General features: G+C 63.7%; 19 protein-coding genes. 7 read left to right on the forward strand and 12 right to left on the reverse strand.

The window, feature by feature from the left end; genetic code table 11:
• Window positions 1-124: 124 nt before the first annotated feature.
• Together BLU35_RS15645 and BLU35_RS15650 are read right to left on the reverse strand one after the other, a co-directional pair.
• The gene (locus tag BLU35_RS15645) at window positions 125-718 is read right to left on the reverse strand and encodes an isochorismatase family protein (RefSeq protein WP_093233649.1); all 594 of its coding nucleotides are present in this window, start codon (window positions 716-718) and stop codon (window positions 125-127) included.
• A gap of 6 nt (window positions 719-724) precedes the next feature.
• Window positions 725-1189 carry an Lrp/AsnC family transcriptional regulator gene (locus tag BLU35_RS15650; RefSeq protein WP_057253667.1) on the reverse strand — a complete coding sequence of 155 codons (465 nt, stop codon included), beginning with the start codon at window positions 1187-1189 and terminating at the stop codon, window positions 725-727.
• 185 nt (window positions 1190-1374) lie between these two features.
• Between BLU35_RS15650 and BLU35_RS15655 the strand changes: the two genes are divergently transcribed.
• Entirely contained in the window at window positions 1375-2094 is a 720-nt protein-coding gene (locus tag BLU35_RS15655) for an aspartate/glutamate racemase family protein (protein ID WP_093233650.1), read from the forward strand.
• Window positions 2095-2155: 61 nt separating this feature from the next.
• On the opposite strand, the gene BLU35_RS15660 is transcribed toward BLU35_RS15655, so the two are convergent.
• From BLU35_RS15660 to BLU35_RS15675, 4 genes are all read right to left on the reverse strand, one after another.
• Complete coding sequence (locus tag BLU35_RS15660; RefSeq protein WP_058321305.1) at window positions 2156-2521, reverse strand: NIPSNAP family protein; 366 nt, start codon at window positions 2519-2521, stop codon at window positions 2156-2158.
• Window positions 2521-2901: a VOC family protein gene (locus tag BLU35_RS15665; RefSeq protein ID WP_093233651.1), complete on the reverse strand. Its 381-nt coding sequence runs from the start codon at window positions 2899-2901 to the stop codon at window positions 2521-2523. Before BLU35_RS15665 ends, BLU35_RS15660 begins: the two co-directional genes overlap by 1 nt.
• Before the next feature lie 55 nt (window positions 2902-2956).
• Entirely contained in the window at window positions 2957-4237 is a 1281-nt protein-coding gene (locus BLU35_RS15670) for an FAD-dependent oxidoreductase (protein ID WP_093233652.1), read from the reverse strand.
• Window positions 4238-4615: 378 nt separating this feature from the next.
• Window positions 4616-5020 (reverse strand): winged helix-turn-helix transcriptional regulator, encoded by a 405-nt coding sequence (locus tag BLU35_RS15675; protein WP_058321302.1) that lies wholly within the window; start codon window positions 5018-5020, stop codon window positions 4616-4618.
• Between the two features lie 200 nt (window positions 5021-5220).
• Here BLU35_RS15675 and BLU35_RS15680 point away from each other — a divergent pair, with 200 nt between their 5' ends.
• On the forward strand, window positions 5221-6105 hold the full coding sequence (locus BLU35_RS15680; protein ID WP_093233653.1) for an NmrA family NAD(P)-binding protein: 885 nt from the start codon (window positions 5221-5223) through the stop codon (window positions 6103-6105).
• Window positions 6106-6303: 198 nt separating this feature from the next.
• Window positions 6304-6687 carry a VOC family protein gene (locus BLU35_RS15685; RefSeq protein ID WP_093233654.1) on the forward strand — a complete coding sequence of 128 codons (384 nt, stop codon included), beginning with the start codon at window positions 6304-6306 and terminating at the stop codon, window positions 6685-6687.
• A 152-nt stretch (window positions 6688-6839) separates the two neighbouring features.
• Here the strand turns inward: BLU35_RS15685 and BLU35_RS36140 are convergent, their stop codons facing one another.
• The 4 genes from BLU35_RS36140 to BLU35_RS15700 all read right to left on the reverse strand — a co-directional run bounded on the left by BLU35_RS36140 (window position 6840) and on the right by BLU35_RS15700 (window position 9610).
• Window positions 6840-7127 (reverse strand): MFS transporter, encoded by a 288-nt coding sequence (locus tag BLU35_RS36140; RefSeq protein ID WP_286161528.1) that lies wholly within the window; start codon window positions 7125-7127, stop codon window positions 6840-6842.
• Window positions 7067-8053: an MFS transporter gene (locus BLU35_RS15690; RefSeq protein ID WP_286161529.1), complete on the reverse strand. Its 987-nt coding sequence runs from the start codon at window positions 8051-8053 to the stop codon at window positions 7067-7069. The genes BLU35_RS36140 and BLU35_RS15690 overlap by 61 nt, the downstream gene beginning before the upstream one ends.
• A gap of 109 nt (window positions 8054-8162) precedes the next feature.
• Window positions 8163-8795 carry a histidine phosphatase family protein gene (locus BLU35_RS15695; protein ID WP_093233655.1) on the reverse strand — a complete coding sequence of 211 codons (633 nt, stop codon included), beginning with the start codon at window positions 8793-8795 and terminating at the stop codon, window positions 8163-8165.
• Window positions 8796-8857: 62 nt separating this feature from the next.
• Complete coding sequence (locus tag BLU35_RS15700) at window positions 8858-9610, reverse strand: pyridoxine 5'-phosphate synthase (RefSeq protein WP_093233656.1); 753 nt, start codon at window positions 9608-9610, stop codon at window positions 8858-8860.
• 449 nt (window positions 9611-10059) lie between these two features.
• Here BLU35_RS15700 and BLU35_RS15705 point away from each other — a divergent pair, with 449 nt between their 5' ends.
• From BLU35_RS15705 to BLU35_RS15720, 3 genes are all read left to right on the forward strand, one after another.
• The gene (locus BLU35_RS15705) at window positions 10060-11172 is read left to right on the forward strand and encodes a hypothetical protein (protein WP_093233657.1); all 1113 of its coding nucleotides are present in this window, start codon (window positions 10060-10062) and stop codon (window positions 11170-11172) included.
• Window positions 11173-11762: 590 nt separating this feature from the next.
• Window positions 11763-12440 (forward strand): MerR family transcriptional regulator, encoded by a 678-nt coding sequence (locus tag BLU35_RS15715; protein WP_057253643.1) that lies wholly within the window; start codon window positions 11763-11765, stop codon window positions 12438-12440.
• 197 nt (window positions 12441-12637) lie between these two features.
• Complete coding sequence (locus BLU35_RS15720; protein WP_058326714.1) at window positions 12638-13312, forward strand: spermine/spermidine synthase domain-containing protein; 675 nt, start codon at window positions 12638-12640, stop codon at window positions 13310-13312.
• A gap of 167 nt (window positions 13313-13479) precedes the next feature.
• Here BLU35_RS15720 and BLU35_RS34985 read toward each other — a convergent pair whose 3' ends face one another.
• The gene (locus tag BLU35_RS34985; protein ID WP_143032935.1) at window positions 13480-14004 is read right to left on the reverse strand and encodes a hypothetical protein; all 525 of its coding nucleotides are present in this window, start codon (window positions 14002-14004) and stop codon (window positions 13480-13482) included.
• Between the two features lie 25 nt (window positions 14005-14029).
• Window positions 14030-15157 (reverse strand): ATP-dependent DNA helicase, encoded by a 1128-nt coding sequence (locus BLU35_RS15735; RefSeq protein WP_057253637.1) that lies wholly within the window; start codon window positions 15155-15157, stop codon window positions 14030-14032.
• Window positions 15158-15594: 437 nt separating this feature from the next.
• On the opposite strand from BLU35_RS15735, the gene BLU35_RS15740 reads away from it, so the two are divergent.
• Window positions 15595-16683: an AbrB family transcriptional regulator gene (locus BLU35_RS15740; protein ID WP_286161530.1), complete on the forward strand. Its 1089-nt coding sequence runs from the start codon at window positions 15595-15597 to the stop codon at window positions 16681-16683.
• Window positions 16684-16774 lie beyond the last annotated feature (91 nt).

The following is a 16774-nucleotide window of genomic DNA, read 5'->3' on the forward strand; positions in this document are numbered from 1 at the left end:
TTTGCTTCCAGCTGGCTCCCAGCCGGCCTTCTATTGGACATGCCACAAGATTGGGGTTGTGGTCAGCTAGGACAAGCGCAGCCACCTCATGTCACCCTTGCAAAAAGTCAAGAACGGCCGGCGATCAAGGCCTTGTCGCGAAGGTGATCTCGTCGGCCGCGTCCACCAGCACGATCTCGTCACCGAGCGACCATTCGGCCGCGCGCGCGGCCAGACGCGCCGGCACCATCGGCGAGCGGCCGGGACCGGGCGGCACGTCATAGGTGGCATGGGCGTCGTTGGCGAGGATCACGGTGAAGCCCTTGGCGATCGCCGTGCGGGCCGTCGCCGCCAGGCACATTTCCGAGAGCATGCCGCAAATCGCAAGCGTTTCGATGCCACGCGTCCGCAACAAATCCTCGAGGTCGGTTCCATCGAAACCGTCGTCCTTCCGTTTGCGCACCACCACCTCATCCGCCTCCGCCGAAAAGAAAAGCCGCCAGCCGTCGGTCTCCGGCTCGTCGGAGGCACCCTCGGGTCCGTCATTCTGCAGGAAGATCACCGGCACGCCTGCCGCACGAGCCTGCCGCAACAGAACCCCGACGGCGCGCTGAAGGCCGACATGGCCGGGCACCGCCTCCGGCCCGGAGATGAAAGCGCGCTGAACATCGACGACCACAAGCGCATCGGCAACGTCGCCTTCGTTCGCGGTGCTCGCCTCGTTTGCCTCATCCGTCATTGATTCTTACTCCGCATAATCGACCGGCACCGCCGTGCCGCTCTTCAGGATTTCCATCGAGATCGAGGCGGAAACGTCGAAGAGCTCCACCTTTCGCACGATCTGCTTGTAGACCACGTCGTAGTGCTCGACGCGCGGCAGCACGACCTTGACGATATAGTCATGGTTTCCCGTCAATCGATGTGCCTCGACGATTTCAGGGATATCGCTGATCGCGCGGCGGAACGTCTCGATCCACTCGTCCGAATGATGCGCCGTCTTGATCAGCGCGAAGACGGTGGTCGGCACGCCCATGCGCTCGCGGTCGAGCACGACGATCCGCCTGGCGATGTAACCCGCCTCCTCCAGCCGCTGGATGCGGCGCGAACAGGCGGAAAGCGAAAGATTGACCCGCTCTGCCAATTCGCCGACCGCGACGCTGGCATCCTGCTGCAACAGCCCAAGCAGCTTCCTGTCTCTCTCGTCAAGCACGCCGATCCCTCCACCCATTGCGATTCAATGCCGTATATATTTGTACAAATTTACCTCTATGCGCAAATTTTTCGCGCCGAACGGCATTCCTCTCGCGAACAAAGCGAACCATTCCGGCGGCTTCGGCCGCATAGTTCTGGCCATCGAACAACGGCGTGCCCGGCGCGCCATAAAGGGAAAGAGGAATGGCGATGCGCAAGATTGGTCTGATCGGCGGTATGAGCTTCGAAAGCTCGGTGGTCTATTATCGCATGGTCAACGAGGCGGTTCGCGAGCGCCTGGGCGCGCTGCACTCGGCCGAGGTGCTGCTGCATTCCGTCGACTTCCAGTCGATCGTCGACCTGCAGAAGGCTGGCCGCTGGGATGATGCCGCCAAGCGGCTTGCCGATGTCGCCCGTGGCCTGGAAGCGGCCGGCGCCGATTGCGTGCTGATCTGCACCAACACCATGCACCTGATCGCAGACGCGGTGCAGGCGGCGGTGAACATCCCGCTGATCAACATCATCGACGAGACGGCGCTCCGCCTCAAGGCCGCCGGCAGCCGCAAGCCGCTGCTGCTCGCCACCCGCTATACCATGGAGCACGGCTTCTACGCAGAGCGCATGCGGAGCCACGGCATCCACATCATGGTGCCGGACGCGGATGGCCGGACGCTCGTCCACAACGTCATCTTTGACGAACTCTGCGCCGGCAAGGTGCTGCGCTCTTCCCGCAGGGCGTTGATCGACCTGATCGACAAGGCCGAGGCGGAAGGCGCGGACGCCGTCATCCTCGGCTGCACCGAGATCTGCCTGACCCTCGACCCCAGGGCCCTGCCGCTGCCGGGCTTCGATTCCACCGCGATCCACGCGGACGCTGCCGTCGAGTTTGCGCTCGAGGGCGCGTTGCTGGCACGGGCTGCCTGAACAGAAACGAGAAACGGGTGCAAACGCAGGGCGGGAAATCCGCCCTCCGCTTTGCGTCCAGTCATTTTCTTGGAAGCGGCTGCAGGAAGATGCGCTCGTAGCTGATGAACGGCGGATCGTCCGCGTAACGCGCATTGGCCGCGATGCCGTCCGGATCGCTGGCAACGTCACGGCGATAGCGGCGGTAAGCCGCCTCGTCCGGAAAGGTAAAGAGCGCGATGGCGATATCGCCGGCGCCCTCCTCGCCGACACCCGGAAAGCTCGTGCCGATGCCCTCGGGCTTTTCGCGCGGGATGAAATAGCCGTGGTGCGTGCCGCCATGACGCTCGATGAGCTCAACCCAGGTTCGGGCATAGGCATCGAACTCCGTCATCCGGCCCTGCGCGAGCCGGTAGCGGATTTCACAGCTGACGGGACCATCCGGCATCAGGCTTCCTCTCCCTTGTATCCAGATCGCGGGCCGCGAAGGCCGATGCAATTGCCCCAGGGATCGCGCACCTGGCACATCCAGAGCCCCTCCTGGATCGCCATCGGTCCACGATAGAGAGGTGCGCCGAGCGCTTCGAAATGGGCAAGCGCCCGGTCGAAATCCTCGACCGCCCAGTAGACGACGGAACCTGCGGCACCGCTCGCCACCTTCTCATCCGCCTGAACGATTTCGAGATCCACCGTGCCGACCTTGAGATAGGCGAAGTCGAACGCCTGAAGCCACCGGCGTTCGGCCGTTGGGAAAGCACGCTGATACCAGGCGAGCCCCGCTTCCGTGTCGGGAACATGCACCAGTATGGCCGCCACGCTTTCGGTCATCGCAATTTCTCCATCCCTCAATCCGGCCCTCTCGTTACAGGATTCGCCGACTGCCTCAGGCGGAAATCGCGTCCGAGGCGGATCGCAGCAGGCCGTCCGGGCGCGCGCCCAACGCCTGCCAATCGCATTCGGCAAGCCCGGCCGACGCGAAGGGGTCGATCAGCGTGCCCGAGACGATCGAGGCGAGCAGCGCCTGCATCGGCGGCGTGCGGGCGATCGTCGCGACCAGCCGGTCGCGCAGCCAGGCGAGCAGCGCCGAGTCCGACTGGTAGAACGGCGTGAAGGCCAGCGAGAGAAGCTGGAACAGCGCGACATGATTGCGCCGCGCGGCAGCATAGGTGGCAAGGGCGCAATCAAGATCCGGCGCGGTCTCCAGCGCATGCGCCAGCGCCGCCACGTCGAGAAGCGCCATGTTGGCCCCCTGCCCGAGCTGCGGGCTCGTCGAATGGGCACTGTCGCCGACGAAGGCGATACGGCCGGAGACGGGCGGGCGCATGGTGCGATGCGCATAACGCGCCAGCGTCAGCTGCTCCCAGTCGGCGACCTGATCGAGCAAGGGCGCACAATCCGGCCAGTAGTCGAGGATACGCGCCTTCCAGCGCTCAAGCCCGGCAATGCGCACCGCGTCCGCATCCGCGACCCTCAGGCTCCAGAAGAAGGCGACGCGCGCCTTCTCTCCGACCCGCGCCCTGCCCGCCGGCAGGATGCCGATCATCACCCGCGCCTGGTCGTAGCGCTGCACCAGGGCGTGAGGATCATGGACGAGCCCTTCGCTGTCGAGCGTCGCCCAGAAGGCACTATAGGTGAGCTCGCGCACTTTGGGCGCGACAGCGGAGCCGCCCGATAGCGTCGAGCGCGCACCGCTCGCGTCGATCACCAGATCATAGGCGCCCACCTCGCACCCCTCTGTGTCCAGAAGCACTGCCTTGGCACCGGCCATTCGGACATCGGCGAGCGTGACGCCGGTGCGAATCGGCAAGCCGGCGGCGACCACGGCATCATGCAGCGTGTTGAAAAGCGCCGCGCGCTGCACCGCCAGCCCGAAGCGGCCACCGGCCAGCGCGTCATAGCGCACGTCGAGAACGGTGCGGCCGGATCTTGCATCGGCGCCATAGAGCCGGTCGATCCGGCTGCCGAGGGCAAGCATGGACGGCAGCAGGCCGAGCGCGTTCAGCACCGTCAGTCCCGTCGGCTGCAGCATCAGGCCGGAACCGACCGGCGAGGCCACGTCGAAGCGTTCGAGGATTTCCACCCGATGACCCTGCCGCGACAGCATCAGCGCCGCCGCGAGCCCCGCCGGGCCGGCGCCCGCAATGCCGATATCAAGTGTCTTCATGGGTCCCCGAGGTGAGTAGGCAGTCGACGAAACTATAGGGAAAATCAAGGCGCTAGCGCAAGTCTACACGAAGGGACACGACGTCGAGCACGTGGTCGACAGCCCCTCATCCCCCTGCCGGGACCTTCTCCCCGCAGGCGGGGCGAAGGAGACTCGTGGCACCCCCTCGCTCCACCTCACGATTTTCAGTCACGACATTCTCGACAGCAGGTCCCGGCTGGGAGCGCAGCCGTCGTCCACGTCCCCTCTCCTCGCCCGCGGGGAGAGGGCTAGGGTGAGGGGCAAACTTCGCTAGCGAAAGCCCGGAACGAGAGAGAAAGCGCCGTATGCGCCAATGATTGGCCCCCACGGCGAATTTCGCGCCTGCAGGGAAACGCCCTACGCCTCCGCGTCGTACACCTCGCGTGCCGCGCGGATCGCTCCGTGGTTTTCCAACGACCAGTCGACGAAATGCTTGAGCAGGCCAAGCAGGGAGCGGCCGAGATCGGTCAGTGCATATTCCACGCTCGGCGGCTGGGTCGGGTAGACGGTGCGGTGGATGTAGCCGTCGCGCTGCAGGTCGCGCAGCGTCTGGGTCAGCATGCGCTGGGAAATGTCGGGGATGAGCCGGCGAAGCTGGGAGAAACGCAAGGGACCGTCGGCCAGCGACAGGATCATCAGCGAGTTCCACTTGCCGCCGATATTGTCCATGACGTCGCGCACCGGGCAGTTCTCCATGTCCATCGGAACGCCGCAGACGATGGCCACGCGCTTGCCCTTCACATCCCCGGTCAGCTTGTTCATAGGCGGTACCCTTCCTGTAACCACAGCAGAAAAAACTGCCTCCTTTACAGCTGTACCGAGATTACGAGATAAGAGCAAGTCTCAAAAAGAGACCATGTGCCGCGCGACCTCCCGGGCCGCCGGCATCAACGACGAGCGAGGAAAGTGCGGGCGATGTCCCGCGGCCATCCCGTCTCAGGTTTAGAGGAAAAGGAAAGACCATGTCCGATACATTGCTCGTCACCGGCGCGACCGGCCAGCTCGGCAAGCTCGTGCTCGACCAGCTTCTTGGCTCCGGCGTCGAGCCGACCCGGATCATCGCCACCAGCCGTGACTCGGCCAAGCTTGCCGACTACACGGCCAAGGGCGTTCAGGCCCGCGTCGCCGATTTCGACGACCCGGCCTCGCTCGACAAGGCCTTTGCCGGCGCCGACCGGATCCTGATCATCTCGACCGACGCGCTGGATCAGCCGGGCAAGCGCCTGAAGCAGCACCTCGCCGCCGTGGCAGCTGCGAAGAAGGCCGGCGCCAAGCATATCCTCTACACCTCCATGCCCAGCCCCGAGACATCGGTGATCCCCTTCGCGCCCGATCATCTCGGCACCGAAAACGCCATCAAGGCGACCGGCATCCCCTACACCATCCTGCGAAACGGCTGGTACATGGAGAACCTGTTCATGGCCCTGCCGCACGCGCTTGAGACCGGGCAATGGTATTCCTCGTCCGGCGAAGGCCGCCTCGCCCACATCGCCCGCGCCGATGCCGCCAGGGCAGCCGCCGCTGCGCTTGCCTCAGATGTGAACGAGAGCCGCACCTATACGTTGACCGGCGGCGAGCTGCGCTCGACCAACGAGATCGCGGCCCTCGTCGCCAAGGCGACCGGCAAGCGGCTCGATGTCGTGCACATCTCGGACGAGGCGCTCGCAGGCGGCCTGAAGGGCGCCGGCCTGCCGGACTTCCTCATCCCGATCGTCGTCTCCTTCGACGCCAACACCCGCGAAGGCCATATCAACATGGTCACGAACGACGTGACGTCTCTGACGGGTGCAACGCCGGTAAAGCTCGGCGCTTTCCTGGAAGCGAGCAAGGCGAGACTTGCCGGCTGAGGAAGGAATCCGGTCCGAAACGACGCGAGCCCGGCCATCCGTGCCGGGCTCCCAGATTGCGACGAGGGAGATGCCCAATTGCGTCTTCCGCCCCGGCAGCAGGATCTTGTCAGTCGCCGTCGCCACATTTTGTTCTTGTTATGTTCACTATGACACGCTATGCATTCCCCACCTTCACCACCGGAGAAAGGGGACATTATGAGCGCTTATGTGACCGTGGGTGCCTTGGACTGCGCCCGCTCGAATACCTTCTATGACGCAATTCTCGCGACCATCGGATGGAGCAAGCACATAGAGTTTCCGGACTGGCGCGCCTATTCCGAAGGCGGAACCGGCAAAGGCTTTGTCCTGTGGGTCTGCAAACCTTTTGACGGTGAGCCGGCGACCGCCGGAAACGGCTCCATGGTCGGGTTCATGGCCAAGTCGCCCGCGGAGGTGGATGCTTTCTACCAGGCCGCCATCATCAATGGCGGGGCGGACGAAGGCGCACCCGGGCCGCGTCCGCACTATGGGCCCGACTGGTACTCCGCCTACATGCGCGATCCATCCGGAAACAAGATTTCAGTCGTCTACAACGGCTAGGGTTGCCGTAGCGGACAAGCTTTGCGAAAACGACGTGCACGGACGGATCGCGACCATGCTTTGCGGGTTCTCCTGGGCTTGTTTCCCTGGGGGCTGGACGGGCCGTGCGCAGGGCCGCGCCTGCCGCACGGTCCGCTCGGATCTTGCCTGGCTTAGCGTACGGCCTCCACCGGCGAGGCATCGGCCCGCAGCGCGATCTCCGCAAGCACGAGCGCGCTGGTTCCGGCGACAAAGAACCCGGCGGAAAGATTGAGCGTCGTGCCGTCGTAGAAGGCGCCGAATGCGATCGCGAACAGGGTCGCGATCAGGCTCGAGCCGGAGGCGATCAACGACGCCCCGAGGCCCGCCACCTGCCCCAGCGAGCGCGTGGCCATGGCGTTCAGGTTGCCGAAGAGCACCCCGATCGCAAAGAAGACCGCAAAGCCGAGCACCAGCAGCACGGCAAGAGGCGGCCGGCCGGCCCAAAGGGTGGATGCCGCCAGCATGGCGAGCCCCGCCACCGCCAGGCCATGAAGCCATAACGCGCCATCGCCTCCGAACCAAAGCGCTGCACGAGCTTGGCATTGAGGAACGAGGCAAGCCCGATGCCGGTCGCCAGCATGGCGAAATACAAGGGGAAGGTCTGCCCGATCCCGTAGGCGTCGAAGAACAGATCCGCCGCGGTGCTCAGATAAAGAAGCTGCGCGCCGAAGACGAGCCCGGTCGCCAGGATCAGCAGCGTCACGCGGCGATTTGAGAGGATACGCCGCCCGTTCGACACGAGAAGCCGCGGGCGAAAGGGAATGCGCTTCTCTAGCGGCAACGTTTCCGGCTGGCGCACCACCAGCCACATGCCGAGAAGTCCCGCCGCCGCTAGATAGACCGCAAAGACGCTACGCCAGCCACCGACGGTGATGATCCCTTGCGCGAGCGTCGGGGCCAGCATCGGCACGAGAATGAACAGCGTGAACATGAACGACATCACACGCGCCATGGCGTCACCTTCGAACTGGTCGCGGATCATCGCCCGCGTCGCAATCTTCGGCCCCGAGACCCCGACGCCCTGAAGGAAGCGGCCGAGAATCACCATCTCGAGCGAGCCGGCCGCCATGGCGATGATCGTTCCGAGCGCATAGACGCCAAGCCCGAGAACAAGCGCCCTCTTCCGCCCCATCGCATCGGAGAGCGGCCCCAGCAGCAGCTCGCCAAACGCCATGCCGAGGATGAAAAGCGAGATGATGTGCTGGGTGGAAAGTGGCGGCCGAACGCCGAGATCGGCCCCGATCTGGCGCAGGCCGGGCAAGAGCGCATCGATGCTGATCGAGGTCAGCGAGGTCAAAAGCGCATAGAGAACGATGCGCTCACGGAAACTGGTGGGGAATGTCATTGGCCGCTTACGAGGGAAGGAATGGACTCTACCTATAGCAGACCCACGGCAAAGTTGTAGGCTACAGAAGCGTTGCCGATCACCATGCACTGTTCTGATCGGCGAGATCTTACGATGGCGCAAAGCGCAGGTGCGAAGCATCCGCAAGATTGACGACCGCCCGGTTTCGGAAGAAATCGTCCTGGCGCAGATGCGTGATGCTTCCCGATTTTGCCGGAAAACTCAGGAATCCCGTGGCGCCGATCGGGATCTTCATCCAGGCGGCAAGCACCAGCGTCAGCGTGAAGCCGTGGGTGACGATGATCTGCGTTTGGCAGGGCCGCGCGACGATGGCGTCGACGCAAGGGAAGACGCGCAGCGCCACCTCGCGCCGGGTTTCTGCGCCATCGATCCCGCAGGGATCATCGAGCCGATTGTCATCCGGCGCCGGGGTGTAGCGCGCATCGAGCCAGGCCTGAGGCCTGCCACCGGCAACGCCATAGCTGATTTCCCTGAGATCGGCGGTTTCCACCACCGGCCGCTGGAAGCGCCTTGCTATCGCATCAGCCGTCTGGGAGGCGCGGCGCAGATCGGAGCTATGGATTTCCACGTCCCTTCCGCCAACCAAAGCCATCAGCCGTTCGGCCGTTGCCTGCGCATCCTCTCTGCCGCGGGCGGTCAGATCCGTGTCGTACCAGCCACCCACCTTGCCTTCCAGGTGATGGATGGATTCCGCGTGGGTGACGACGAAGAGATCCTTCATGGCATCGCTCGGGTTTCCGCAAGGCGCTGCTGCCGCGCAAGAACTAGGGCGCAAATGTCGCCTCAGACCTCCTGCCCGCAGGCGCGACGGAAGCGGCGCACCGTTTCGGCCATACCGTATTCCAGCGCATCGGCCGTCAGGCCGTGACCGATCGAGACTTCGGCAAGATCGGGGATGTGCCGGGCAAGCAGCGGCAGGTTGGCCACCGTCAGGTCGTGCCCGGCATTGACGTCGAGCCCGAGGCTCACGGCAATCGCAGCCGTGCGGCCAAGTTCGGCGGCGATCTTCTCGGCCTTGTCCGCGTCGTCATAGCAACCGCCATAGGGGCCGGTGTAGAGTTCGATGCGATCGGCGCCGGTTTCCTTGGCAATCCGCAAGGCCTCCGCATCCTCGTCGCCATCGGCAAACAATGAGACGCGAAAACCCCTCTTCTTCAGCCGGCCGACGACATTGCCGAGCAGGTTGTGGTTCTTGCGGAAATCCCAGCCGTGGTCGGAGGTCGCCTGCGCCGGATCGTCGGGCACCAGTGTCACCTGCTCCGGCCGATGCATCTCCACGAGGCCGAGGAATTCCTCGTTCGGATAGCCTTCCATGTTGAATTCCGTCTCCGGAAACGCCTGGTCGATCAGGTCGCGGATCGGCTGCAGATCGCTGAAGCGGACGTGGCGCTGGTCGGGTCGCGGATGCACGGTGAGACCGGCAGCCCCCGCTTCGAGCGCGATGTGGCCAAGCGCGGTGACGGAGGGCCACGGCAGATCGCGCCGGTTGCGGAGCATTGCGACGGCATTCAGATTCACGGACAGTTTTGCAGGCATGTCTGAACTTTCCAGAAAGCGGGCCCAAGGCGGGCCCAGACGCAGGCAATGTGGTTGCAATGTTCTACTGCATAATTGCTGAAACCGAAAACAGTTTGAGGTCCGATTATGCAGCAATTCCAAGGAGGTCGCAGGGGAGCGATGCGACGTTTGCGCGCGGTTCGTTTGCCCGCCTTGTCTTGACCAAGTCTTGACAATCGGCGTCTCTAATATGCGGGAAGACTCAATCAAGAATGGCGAAAATGGCCGACTGGACTTCCGCTACCATCCGCCACAGGGAGAACCGGCGCAATTTTTACGTTTATTTCAGAAAAAACTCAAATTTGGCGTCTACTACCCTGACAACCACCTTTTTAGGGCTTAACTTTCCGAATCAGATCGAATGGCCCAGCCCGCGCCGCGATCGCATTTCATAGATTTTAGTTCACATGACACTGGAGCAAGAACGGATGACGATGGTCGAAAGACCCTGCGACGAGACGATTCGACGGGCCCTCCGTCGTATCCTCGAAAGCAAGGCTTTCGCGCGTTCAGAGCGCCTCAGGGCCTTCCTCACCTATGTGGTCGAGAAGGAGATGGCCGGCGAAGGCCATCAGCTCAAGGGTTACTCGATCGCGATCGACGTCTTCGACCGGCCCCAGGCCTTCAACGCCGACAGCGACCCGCTCGTGCGGGTGCACGCCGGCAAATTGCGCAAGCTGCTCAAGGCTTTCTACGAGGGCGACGGTGCCGACGACGAATGGCGGATCGCCATTCCCAAGGGAACCTATGTTCCGGAGTATCAGCGCGCCCGTAACGAGGAAGAGCATCAGGCGGCAGCCTCGCCCCGCCAGCCGAAACTGACGAAGCGGCGCTTTGCCGGGCACCGGCCCGCCTGGCCGCCGGCGCCCTTCTCGTCGCCGCTCTCGGTGCTGACCGTGCTGCCGCTGCTCCTTTTCGCGCCGATGCCCTCGCAGGAAATGACGCTGGACATCGACGCGCAGGCAAAACTCTTCAACGCCCGCCACGCGACCGAGCGGGTACTGCCCTCGGTTCAGGTGAAGATGGCCGGCGCCGAAAACGAAGATGCAAAAGCGTTTGCCACGGCGCTTCGCCTTGCGGCCCAGCGCCACAAGACGCTGGCCCGCGCCACTGACGGCGACACCGGTCGCCCCGTTTCGCGCAATTCCGCCCTGTCCTTCACCGTGCAGGTGACCTGGTACGATGCGCCGGCGCAGGGCATCCGCGTCATTCTCTCCCATGATGGCGAGAACGTGCCCCTGCGCCAGGACTTCATCACCTGGAAGCGGCTCGCGTCCGAGCCGGACCTGCTTTACGAGAGCATGTCGCTGGCGTCGGAACTGTTTTCGCTCGACGGCGAGATCTACGAACACGCCCGCCAGGAGCAGATCGAAAGCCCCCTCATGGGCTGCATGGCCGCTACCCAGCGCTATCGCAAGCACCTGACCCGGGGTGCCTTCGAGGAAGCCTGGTCCTGCCAGCAGAAGCTGTCGCCGTTGCGCGGGGACGAACCGCTGTTCATCCTGAGCTCCAACAGCCCGCTCAAGGTTATCAGCCACTGACCTCGTGACCGCATGCGCCGCATCTTCGAGGACGCGGCAAGCTCACCGTAACGCTTTGAATCACTGCATGTTTTCCTGGGGCGGCCTGCAGCGCCGCGCGTCTTATCAGACGCGCAAAGATCGCTGTAGCACTTTGATTTTCTGCATGTCTTGGCCCTTAAATCGAGATCGATTTAAGGAGACAGGCAGTAGGGAGCCGTGCAGCGGCAGCGGCACCACCAGGCGGGGAAAACGGTCGTCAGCCTACCAATATTAAGGACTGGTCATATATTTGATTCGCGTATACGGTGCACGCATGCGTTGGGAATGGATGCCTGGTTGCTCGTCAGGCAAGCATCGAAGTCCTGAGTAGAACCGCGTGGTCCACGCGGGGTGCCCCAGCCGAGCAGCAGGCATTGTCGTTGTCGGTCAACGAGTGCCTCAGCACGCGGACGCGGTCCGCACCTATGAGACCCGGTGATCGCCGCCGCTTCCGGACGCGGACTGTTACACCCTGGGTCGGCCTCGATTCAGGTCAAATATGCGGAAAATCAAACGTTACAGAGACAACGCGCCGGATAGACGCGGCCTGTAGACCGGGGACAATCGATATGCCGCGAGACCACTGGAAATACGAAGGCATGCTCGCCGCGCCCGAACGCGTCGGCTTCCTGCCCATCCTTCCCCTTCCCCATCATGATCCGACGGCCCCGCTGGCGATCGCCGACATGGCCGATGCCTTCGGCGTCACCCACCGCACCCTGCATTTCTACGAGGAGAAAGGCCTTCTGACCGCCGCGCGCATGGGGCCGATGCGGGTTTACAACGAAGAACACATCCGCCGCATGGCTGTCATCAACGCCTGCCGCGAGATCGACATGCCGATCGCCGCCATCCTGGAGCTTTTGACCGGCCTTGCCGGCACCGAAGAACAGGCAGACGCCGACCAGTTGTTTCGCGAGGCGCTACTGGCGCGGCGCCGGGAACTTGCCGCCCAGCAGGCGAACCTGCGCCGCCAGATGCAGCGCATCACCGAGCTGCTCGAAAGCAGCGATGGCAGCGGTACCGCGACCGATGAAGATGACCATGTCCACCTTTCCCCGATCGAGAGCGAGTGTCTGACCTTCATGGCCGACGGTTATCCGGCCCCGCGCATCGCCGGCCTGATGGAGATGGACGTCGCCGCGGCGCTCACGCTCGAAGCCGGCATCATCCGCAAGTTCGGCGCCAACAACCGCTTCCAGGCAATCGCCAAGGCCGTACTCGCCGGAATGATCTCGGCGGAGTAACCGAAGCACCTTACGGCGGTTTTCGTCTTCGCCTGGAGACGTGTCAGCGCGTCTGGAGGCGGCACGGCCAAAGCCTGTCCGGTAGCCGGCCATACCGCCGGTTTGCCGGCGATTCTCCCGGGATCGCCGACAATGGGATGTCTTCGATGCCGCTCTCATGTTACGAGGCGCTGAAACGACGCAAGTGAGATACCCCGATGCTTCCCTGGATCCAGCTAGACCGAGCCACCATTCCCGGAGACGGTGACGAGTTGCGCCTGAAGCAGCGTGGCCAGGAATTTTCCATCATGCTCGGCTCGACCGAACTGATGAACAGCCGGCTGAGCGGCTCGGAAGAGGCGCTGGCGACGCTCGCCCACGAGCGGATCGCCGGCCGGAAAAACATGAGCATGCTGATCGGCGGCCTCGGCATGGGGTTCACATTGCGGGCGGCCCTCGCCGTGCTGCCGGACGATGCCAACGTCGTCGTCGCAGAGCTCGTGCCGGCCGTCGTCGAATGGGCGCGCGGCCCCATGGCTGATCTTCACAAGGGCACGCTCGACGATCCCCGCGTCGATATCCATGTCGGCGATGTCGGCGCGCTGATCCGCTCGAAGAAGGCCGCCTACGATGCCATCCTGCTCGATGTCGACAATGGCCCGGACGGATTGACGCGCCCCTCCAACGACAGCCTTTACAGCCATACCGGGCTTCGCGCCGCCCAGGCGGCGCTGCGGCCCAGCGGCGTGCTTGCCGTCTGGTCCTCGGCGCCGGACAGCGCTTTTACGCGGCGATTGCGTGAGGTCGGCTTTGCCACCGACGAGGTCAATGTGCGCGCCAATGGCAAGCGTGGCGGTGCGCGCCACGTGCTGTGGATGGCGACCAAGCGATAATCGTCCGTTATGCGGCCGGCCTTATCCAGCTTGCCGCCTACAGCGCCGCGCGTCTTATCAGACGCGCAAAGGTCGCTGTAGCACTTTGATTTTCTGCATGTCTTTGTCCTTAAATCGAGCTCGATTTAAGGAGACATGCAGTAGGTCAAAAGCCCGGACTGGTGAGCCTAATTTGCTTCGTCGATACATACCGAGCGGATGTCGCCGTTGCTCAGCGTCGTCTTGCACCGCTGGTTCGATTTGCAGTTAGGGTCACCGTTGCCCGTCACGACACCGCCAACGCGCTCACATTCCTGGGCAGTCAGTTCAGCAGAGCCGACCGTGGTCTGTGGGCCGGTTGCTCCAGCCTTGACCGACGGCGATTTCACCAGCGGCTTCTTGGTCTCTGCCACCAGAACCAGGTCCGATGGATTTGCAGCGGTGGGGCTGGTCCAGGACGGACTGTTTGTCATGTTGATAGGCGCTGCGTGGATCGTCGTTGCAAAGCCTATTGAGAATGCGGCGACGGAAAGGAAGCGAGCCCGAGACATTTTGCCCTCCACAACCGGTGGTGAAGCTATGATATTAGCAGCAAACAGGGCGGTGCGGAATCCACGTGTCGCTTGGCAGAGAAACGGGTTGTATCCGCCAGCCGAAATCGCGTCCACTATGCTGACAAAAGGCCTCGACACGATGATCCTGTTGATCGGCAACGTCGCACCCCTTCCGTAGCCGCCCTTAGCGAACGATCGTCAGTCGCTCCGCCGCGCGGGTAATCGCGGTGTAGAGCCAGCGTTCCCGCGTATCGCGGAAGGCCCAGCTTTCATCGAACAAAACGACGTTGTTCCACTGCGAGCCCTGCGCCTTATGCACCGTCAGCGCATAGCCGTAGTCGAACTCGTCGTAGCGCTTGCGCGTCGTCCAGGGGATCTCGCCCTCGACATCCTCGAAGGCCGCCTTCAACAGCTTGATCTTGGCGGCACCGCGATCCATGTCGTCGTCTTCCGGCCGGATCATCAGGTTGATGCCCGGCTTCACCGTTTCCTTCGACGAGCTCATCACCTGCCACAGCGAGCCGTTGAGCAGGCCCTTGGCAGGGTCGTTCCTGAGGCAGACCAGCTTGTCGCCGGACTGCGGATAGTCGCTGGTGAAGCCCTTGAGTTCGCGCAGGCGCTGGTTGTAGCGCCGGCGGGTCTTGTTGGTGCCGACAAGCACCTGATCCGCTTCCAGCACCAGCTCCTGGTTCACCTGCCCGCGACCGATCACCTGCGTGGTGCCGTAGTCGCCATGCATGATCTCGTTGCCTTCGCGCACCTGCATGGCGAGCTGGATGATCGGATTGTCGCGCGCCTGACGATGGATGTCGGTCAGCAGATAATCCGGCTCCTGGTTGGTGAAGTAGCCGCCACCGGAGACCGGCGGCAGCTGGCCGGGATCGCCGAGCACCAGGATCGGCGTGCCGAAGCTCATCAGGTCCTTGCCGAGCGCCTCGTCCACCATCGAGCATTCGTCGACGATGATCAGCGCGGCCTTGGCGACCGGGCTCTGGCGATTGATCGCAAACATCGGCGCGATCGAGGTCTTGCCGGTTTCCTCATCGGAAACCTCCTCCTCGCCGCGCGGACGATAGATCAGCGAGTGGATGGTCTTGGCGTTGCTGGCACCCTTGGAGCGCAGCACCTGCGCGGCCTTGCCGGTGAAGGCGGCAAATAGCACGTCGCCATCGACATGTTCGGCAAAGTGCCGGGCCAGCGTCGTCTTGCCGGTGCCGGCATAGCCGAACAGCCGGAAGAGCGGCGAGCGGCCCTCTTTCAGCCACTGCGAAACGGCCTTGAGGGCCTCGTCCTGTTGCGGTGCGAACTGCATGGGCTTGAGTGTCAGGATTCGGGCGGCACACGCAAGCCCGGATTTATGGGCTGCACGGCCCCTGTGACGGCAGGTTGGCGAGCACTCCGCGGCAATTCACGAAATTGCCACGCAAAATCAATATCTTTTTGCCTGACCGCATCTGTCGCGCTACCCGAGCCAGAGATCTTTTGTTCACGTTTTTTTCTCACAACGCGCGTTCGTCACACAGCTGCGAGCCTTCCCGGCAAGTGTGGCGACACCGCTCCCCTTGTTTCCGGCCGACGGCAGCTGTGGCACTTTCTTGCCGTGCCCCTTGAATGCAACGCCGCATTGTTGCTAACGAGCGGGACATTGATGGCGCCGCGATCCTGCTGGTGACGACCATCGCTCGAAGCCCGTCGAGGCCGGCCACGAATGGCCGCTCCGCCTTTACGGGGTCATGCCGGAGAATGCCCGTGACGACCGACAAGCCCAAAGCCGCGTCCTCTCCGGAAAAGGTCGGCATCGGACGGCTGGCCCCGTGGCTGCAATGGTGCCTGCTCTCGGCAATCTCCATTGTGCTCGCCTCGTTCTTCGAATTCATCGGCCTTCCGGCCGGGCTGTTGATGGGCCCGATGCTCGGCGCCGTTCTCGTCGGCATGAACGGCGGCACGATCCGGCTGCCGCGGCAGCTCTTCTTCTGCGTGCAGTTCATCCTGGCGATGATGATCGCCGGCGCCATGACGCCGGGCATGCTCGTGACCTTCTCCGGTAACTGGCCGCTGTTCCTCGCCGTCATTCTTTCGGTCATCGCCGTCAGCACGCTCTGCGGCTGGGTGATCACCCGCATGCGCATCCTGCCGGGCACGACGGCGATCTGGGGCTCGTCGGCCGGTGCCGCCTCGACCATGCTGCTGATGGCCGATGCCTATGGCGCCGACGCCCGCCTCGTCGCCTTCATGCAATATCTGCGCGTGATCTTCGTCGCCAGCACCGCAACGGTCGTGGCGCATATGTGGGTTACCGGTGCCGAAGCCGAGCAGACCACGCACTGGTTCGCGCCGATCGACGGCTTGCCCTTCCTCGAGACCATTGCCGTCGGGCTCGGCGCCGCCCTTGCCGGCCGCTTCCTGCGCGTGCCGGCGGGCGCCTTCCTGCTGCCCTTCCTCGTCGGCGCCGTGCTCAACGTCAGCGGCGTCATGACGACCGTGCTGCCGCAATGGCTGCTGGCGCTCTGTTTTGCGGCTCTCGGCTGGAACATCGGCCTTGGCTTCACCCGCCAGATCCTCATCCACGCGCGCCGCGCGCTGGTGCCGACGGTCATCTCGATTATCGTGCTGATCTCCTTCTCGGGTCTGCTCGCGGTGCTCCTGATCAAGGTCGTCGGCATCGATCCGCTGACCGCCTATCTCGCCACCAGCCCCGGCGGGCTCGATTCGATCGCGGTCATTGCCGCCTCGAGCAATGTCGACCTTTCCTTCGTCATGGCGCTGCAGACCGCCCGCCTTCTGATCATCACCATGATCGGTCCAGCCCTCGCCCGCTTCGTCGCCGACCGGGCTTGAGGCCCTTCGCTCGACGTCTGCACCCCTCCCGGATTTGAACCACCGCCGTCGACCGTAGTTGGGGGCGACGCCTTTCTGCCTCGATCCGCGC

Source organism: Sinorhizobium sp. NFACC03, assembly GCF_900103435.1.
Classification (GTDB): domain Bacteria; phylum Pseudomonadota; class Alphaproteobacteria; order Rhizobiales; family Rhizobiaceae; genus Ensifer.